The organism is Nocardioides dubius, from assembly GCF_039528155.1.
Taxonomy (GTDB): domain Bacteria; phylum Actinomycetota; class Actinomycetes; order Propionibacteriales; family Nocardioidaceae; genus Nocardioides; species Nocardioides dubius.
In genome coordinates this window covers 230,076-234,955 of the sequence record NZ_BAAALG010000007.1, presented here as the reverse complement: position 1 = coordinate 234,955, position 4,880 = coordinate 230,076, and the positions used below count along the sequence as shown (strand labels likewise).

Sequence of the window (4,880 nt, the reverse complement as noted above, 5' to 3'; positions counted from 1 at the left end):
GCCGCCGAGCGGGCTGGCCGCCAGGGCGTTGACCAGGTCGGTCCCGACCAGAAGGGCGAGCGCACCCGCCCGGTTCCCGGTGACCTCGGCGATCACCGCACCGGCAAAGGCCTGGGCGACGTGCTCGGTGCCGGGCTGCGGGGGCGCCACGGTCAGCGGCGTGGCCGCCGGCAGCACCTCGGCGACGGCGGTCGCGGCGGCAAGGGCGAGGTCGTTGGGGTTCATGCGTTCTCCTCAGGGGTGGCCACGATCAGGGCTGCCAGGCGCGGCCCACGGGCCCCGGCAGTGGCATGGGCGAAGACGGTGTCGGCGACGCAGACGTCGAGCGGTGCGGCCGCAGGGTGGCTGAGCCGGACGACGTCGCCGGGGCGGAGCCCGGAGAGCACCGTGGGGTCGACGGCGGTGGTGCGCAGCCGGACCGCGACCGGCAGCGGCACCTTGTCGAACTGGGCGCGCAGCAGCTGTGCCGCGCGCACCCGCTGGGCACGCTCGCGCTCGGAGACCGGGGACGGGGCGGCCGCCGTCGCCAGGTGCGGGAGCATGCCGCCGAACGGCAGGCACAGGGTCATCCGGTGCACCCGCTCGTTGATGGCGAGGGTGAAGGCGGCGACCACCATCACGTCGGAGCCGGCGGCGATCTGCGCGAACTGGGGGCTGTACTCCTGGCCGATGATGGCCGGCTCCAGGGCGACGATGTCGGCCAGCGCGTAGCGCAGCTCGCCGAGCAGGCGCTCGACCAGGCCGGTGATCACGCCGGACTCGATCTCGGTCAGGGGGCGCTCGGGCTGCTCGTCGCCGCCCGGGCCGCCGAGCATGTGGTCGACGCAGGACATGGTCGCGACCACCGGGAACTCGATCACTCCGGTGCCCGGGATCGGGTCGGCGGCGAACTTGGTCATGTAGGTGGTGGTGCCCAGCGAGTCCACGTACTCGGAGTAGGCCTGCTGCTCGATGCCCAGCAGCGTCACCTGGCAGACCGTGCGCAGGGTCGAGGTGAACAGGGTGGTCGCCTGGCGGGCGAACCCGTCCAGGCCGAGCTGGAGGATGCGCGAGTGCTCGCGCGAGAGCTGGATGGGTCGCCGGAAGTCATAGGGCGCCACCGCGGCGGCACGGTTGCGCCGCCGGGCTCGGCCTGCGCTCACCGGCGCGGCAGGGGCGGTCATCGCGCGATTCACGTCGGGTGCATCGGCTGGCCGGGGGAACACCTGAGCGAAACTGCGCAGGACTGCCCGACCGGGGGGTCGAGGACCTAGACCAGGTCCCGGGTGGATGACCTGATCGTGCGTGGGGCGATGACCCGAACGGGCCATCGCGGCGGCGCGGCGGCGCCGGGTGGCTACTGGGCTACGAAGTCGATGTAGAACACCTCGAGCACTTCGTCGTGGTAGGCCTTGCGGACCTTCTCCGACAGGGTCGCCTTGAGCTGACGGCGGCGCGGCGGGCTGGTCACGTCGGTGATCTTCTGGCCGCTGTAGAGGTCGATCGCCTGGTCGAGGGCGACGCTGCCGTCGACCTCCTCGGCGCCCTCGGCGAGCTGCAGGGCGATGCCCAGGCGCAGGTAGTGCCCGCCGGCCAGGTTGATCTGGATCGCCTCGAGCGGCACCACCGTGCCGGGCTTCGGCTCCTCGGGCCCGGACGGGCGCAGCACGAACCACCAGGCGCTGCCGGCGGCCAGCACCGTCGCCAGGGCGAGGATGATCAGCAGCTTGCGGCGCGACTTGGGCGGCTCCTCAGCCTCGGCCTCGGCCTGGCGGCCGGACGGCATCGCGGTCATGGTCATCAGGACTCCTTCGTGGGGGTGCCCGTGGCGTCGAAGCCGTGCTCGGCGAGCAGCTGGCGCGACTCGGGCGGGAGCGACGACAGCACCACGATGTCGACGCGCTTGTTGATCCGCTGCGAACCGGCCTTGTCGGGGTCGATGAGCGGGCGCTCCATGCCGTAGGCGGTGGCGGAGAGACGGTCGGTGGGGATCCGGCCCACCTCGTTGAGGTGGCGCAGCACGGTGATCGCCCGGGCTGCGGAGAGGTCCCAGTCGGTGTCGAAGTACTTGGGCTGGACCGGGACCTGGTTGGTGTGCCCGTCGATCTGGAGGTCGTCGGGCAGGTCGCGCAGCACCGGGCTCAGCGTGTTGAGCACTCGGCGTCCGCGATCGGTGAGGGAGGCCAGGTTCGCGTGGAAGACCACGTGCTGGGAGACCAGGCTGACCACCAGGCCGCGGTCATCGATGCTGGCGCGGACGTCGTCGGCCAGGCCGTGTGCGCGCAGCGCCTTGCTGAGCCGGCGCAGCACGTCCTCGAGCCGGGAGACCTCGTTGTCGACCTCGTTCGCGACCCGCTGCTGCTCGAGCTGCTTGCTGCGCTGCAGGGCCCGGTCGACCATCTGGATCTGCTCGGGGGTCATCGCGCTGAGCTCGTCCTGGGGGACGACGGCGCCCACCGTGACGCTGCTGTTGGACTCCAGGATCGACGACTTCTCGTGCATCATCGCGCCGCTCTCGCCGAACCCGTTGCGCAGCGACTCCTTGAGCTCGGAGTACTTGGTCTCGTCGACCTGGCTCATCGCGAAGAGCACGATGAACAGGGCCATCAGCACGGTGATCATGTCGGCGTAGGAGACCAGCCAGCGCTCGTGGTTCTCGTGCTCCTCCTCGATCTCGCGTTTGCGGCGCATGTCAGGCCGCCTCGGCGTCCTGCTCGTCGTTGGGGAGCAACGACTTCAGCTTCTGTGCGACCACCCGCGGGTTGGAGCCGGCCTGGATCGCGGCGACGCCTTCGATCACCATCTCCATCCGGGCGACCTCCAGCTCGCTGAGTCGCTTGAGCCGGGCCGCGATCGGCAGCCAGATCGCGTTGGCCGACAGCACGCCCCACAGGGTGGCCAGGAAGGCGGCGGCGATCATGTGGCCGAGCTCGTCGGGCTTGGAGAGGTTGCCGAGCACGTGCACCAGGCTCATCACGGTGCCGACGATGCCGATGGTCGGGGCGTAGCCGCCGGCGTCGGTGTAGAACTTCGCGTTCTGCTTGGCTTGCAGGCGCTTCGCGTGCACCTCGGCCTCGAGGATGTCGCGCAGCTCCTCGGGGTCGGTGCCGTCCACCGCCATGGTGACGCCCTTGACCAGGAAGGGGTCGTCGATGTTGCGCAGCCGGTCCTCGAGGGCCAGCAGGCCCTCCTTGCGGGCGACGTCGGCGAGATCGACGATCGTCGGCACGATGTCGGCGCCGGACTCGGCCTTGCCGGTGAACGCCTTCTTCAGCGAGCGGACGGCGTTCTTGGCATCGGCCATCGTGCAGCCGGCGACGGTGACGCCGATGGTGGCGCCGAAGACCAGCAGCATCGGCGGGAAGAGCAGCAGGTGGGTGGGGCTGCCGCCTTCGAGGACGTTGGCGATCAGGATGACGGCGAAGGCGAAGCCCAGCCCGATCAGGGTTGCCGGATCCATTACGCCTCCTGGTCCTGTTCGATGTGCAGGGAGGCGACGGGTGCCAGGTGCGGCTCAGGATCGGGGCCGTCCGCCTCCAGGACGTCCCGCATCGCGACCACCCAGCCGCGGTGCTCACGCACCAGCTTGACGATCTCGGAGGGGCGCTCGGCGACCACGTACTTCTTCCCGTCGACCAGGGTGATCACCGTGTCGGGCGTCGCGTCGACGCGCTCGATCAGGTCGGAGTTCAAGACGAACTGCGATCCGGAGAGTCGGGTAAGCGTGATCATGGTGCGCACCATCCTTGTGCTGGGCCGTGGGCCGTCCGTGGCCTACAGGTCACCCATCGGCACCCGCCCCGCAGACCTGAGGCGAAGCCGCGGCTTTGCGTTCCTTCGAGATAGTCCCTGACGTTTTCGTGGACAAAACGGACGCAAAACCACGGAAACGTCAGGGACTATCCGGAAGGTTCACGTTTAACCGACCAGATGGTCTGTTAATCTCGGGGGCATGGGAATGGGAGAGGGTGCGCCGACGGTGTTGGCGGGACGGCGGGAGTGGGCGGCGCTGGGGGTGCTGGTCCTGGTCGTGACGCTGCTCGCGGTCGACGGGACGGTGCTCTACCTGGCGGTGCCGTCGCTGACCGAGGACCTGGGGCCCAGCAGCACCCAGATCCTGTGGATCGGCGACATCTACGCGTTCGTCCTCGCCGGCCTGCTGATCACCATGGGCAACCTCGCCGACCGGATCGGGCGCAAGAGGCTGCTGCTGATCGGCACCGTCGGGTTCGGGCTCTCCTCCGCGCTGGCGGCGTTCGCCCCCAACCCGGAGACCCTGATCGCGGCCCGCGCCCTGCTCGGCCTCGCCGGCGCGACGCTGATGCCCTCCACGCTCTCGATCGTGCGCTCGATGTTCCTCGACCGTGGCCAGCGTGCCCGCGCGATCGCCATCTGGTCGGTCGGCGCGACGGCCGGCGCTGCACTGGGCCCGCTGGTGGGCGGCGTGCTGCTGGAGCGGTTCTGGTGGGGCTCGGTCTTCCTGATCAACATCCCGGTGATGGTGGTGACCCTGATCGCCGGGTGGCTGCTGTTGCCGGAGTCGAAGGGCGAGTCGGCGGCGCGGGTCGACTGGCTCTCCTCGCTGCTCTCGATCGCCGCCATCGTGCCGCTGGTCTTCGCGATCAAGCACGCCATCTCGGACGGCGTCGACGTGCTGACGGTCGGCGCACTCGTCGTCGGCGTCGTCATGGGCTGGATCTTCCTCCGGCGACAGCTCACCCTGGAGGTGCCGCTGCTCGACGTCTCGCTCTTCAAGGTGCCCGCCTTCTCCGGAGCCCTGGCTGCCAACGTGCTGGCGATCTTCGGGTTCCTCGGGCTGCTCTTCTTCTTCTCGCAGTACCTGCAGATGGTGCGCGGCTTCGGTCCCCTCAAAGCGGGCCTGGCCGAGCTGCCCGCGACCA

General features: G+C 70.0%; 6 protein-coding genes and 1 pseudogene. 1 reads left to right on the top strand and 6 read right to left on the bottom strand.

Annotation, left to right across the window (positions count from 1 at the left end):
* The 6 genes and pseudogenes from ABD151_RS09870 to ABD151_RS09845 form a co-directional block, all read right to left on the bottom strand.
* Positions 1–225 (bottom strand): annotated as a pseudogene (locus ABD151_RS09870) (flagellar motor switch protein FliN); the annotation flags it as partial.
* Positions 222–1,163, bottom strand: a complete 942-nt coding sequence (locus ABD151_RS09865; protein ID WP_343993793.1) for a flagellar motor switch protein FliM — start codon at positions 1,161–1,163, stop codon at positions 222–224. The gene ABD151_RS09865 and the pseudogene ABD151_RS09870, both read right to left, overlap by 4 nt.
* Positions 1,164–1,336: 173 nt before the next feature.
* Complete coding sequence (locus ABD151_RS09860) at positions 1,337–1,780, bottom strand: flagellar basal body-associated FliL family protein (protein ID WP_343993791.1); 444 nt, start codon at positions 1,778–1,780, stop codon at positions 1,337–1,339.
* On the bottom strand, positions 1,780–2,670 hold the full coding sequence (locus ABD151_RS09855) for a flagellar motor protein MotB (RefSeq protein ID WP_343993789.1): 891 nt from the start codon (positions 2,668–2,670) through the stop codon (positions 1,780–1,782). The genes ABD151_RS09860 and ABD151_RS09855 overlap by 1 nt, the downstream gene beginning before the upstream one ends.
* Before the next feature lies 1 nt (position 2,671).
* Positions 2,672–3,439 (bottom strand): motility protein A, encoded by a 768-nt coding sequence (locus ABD151_RS09850; protein ID WP_343993787.1) that lies wholly within the window; start codon positions 3,437–3,439, stop codon positions 2,672–2,674.
* A complete protein-coding gene (locus tag ABD151_RS09845; protein WP_343993785.1) occupies positions 3,439–3,711 on the bottom strand; it encodes a flagellar FlbD family protein in 273 nt (90 codons plus the stop codon). Before ABD151_RS09845 ends, ABD151_RS09850 begins: the two co-directional genes overlap by 1 nt.
* A 220-nt stretch (positions 3,712–3,931) precedes the next feature.
* On the opposite strand from ABD151_RS09845, the gene ABD151_RS09840 reads away from it, so the two are divergent.
* The coding region (locus ABD151_RS09840; RefSeq protein WP_343993783.1) for an MFS transporter at positions 3,932–4,880 on the top strand (949 nt) is incomplete at its 3' end.

What these genes read in the sequence shown, in the direction of transcription:
- ABD151_RS09860 (WP_343993791.1), bottom strand. Translation starts at nt 1,780, where the DNA reads ATGACCATGACCGCGATGCCGTCCGGCCGCCAGGCCGAGGCCGAGGCT.
- ABD151_RS09850 (WP_343993787.1), bottom strand. Translation starts at nt 3,439, where the DNA reads ATGGATCCGGCAACCCTGATCGGGCTGGGCTTCGCCTTCGCCGTCATC.
- ABD151_RS09865 (WP_343993793.1), bottom strand. Translation starts at nt 1,163, where the DNA reads ATGACCGCCCCTGCCGCGCCGGTGAGCGCAGGCCGAGCCCGGCGGCGC.
- ABD151_RS09855 (WP_343993789.1), bottom strand. Translation starts at nt 2,670, where the DNA reads ATGCGCCGCAAACGCGAGATCGAGGAGGAGCACGAGAACCACGAGCGC.
- ABD151_RS09845 (WP_343993785.1), bottom strand. Translation starts at nt 3,711, where the DNA reads ATGATCACGCTTACCCGACTCTCCGGATCGCAGTTCGTCTTGAACTCC.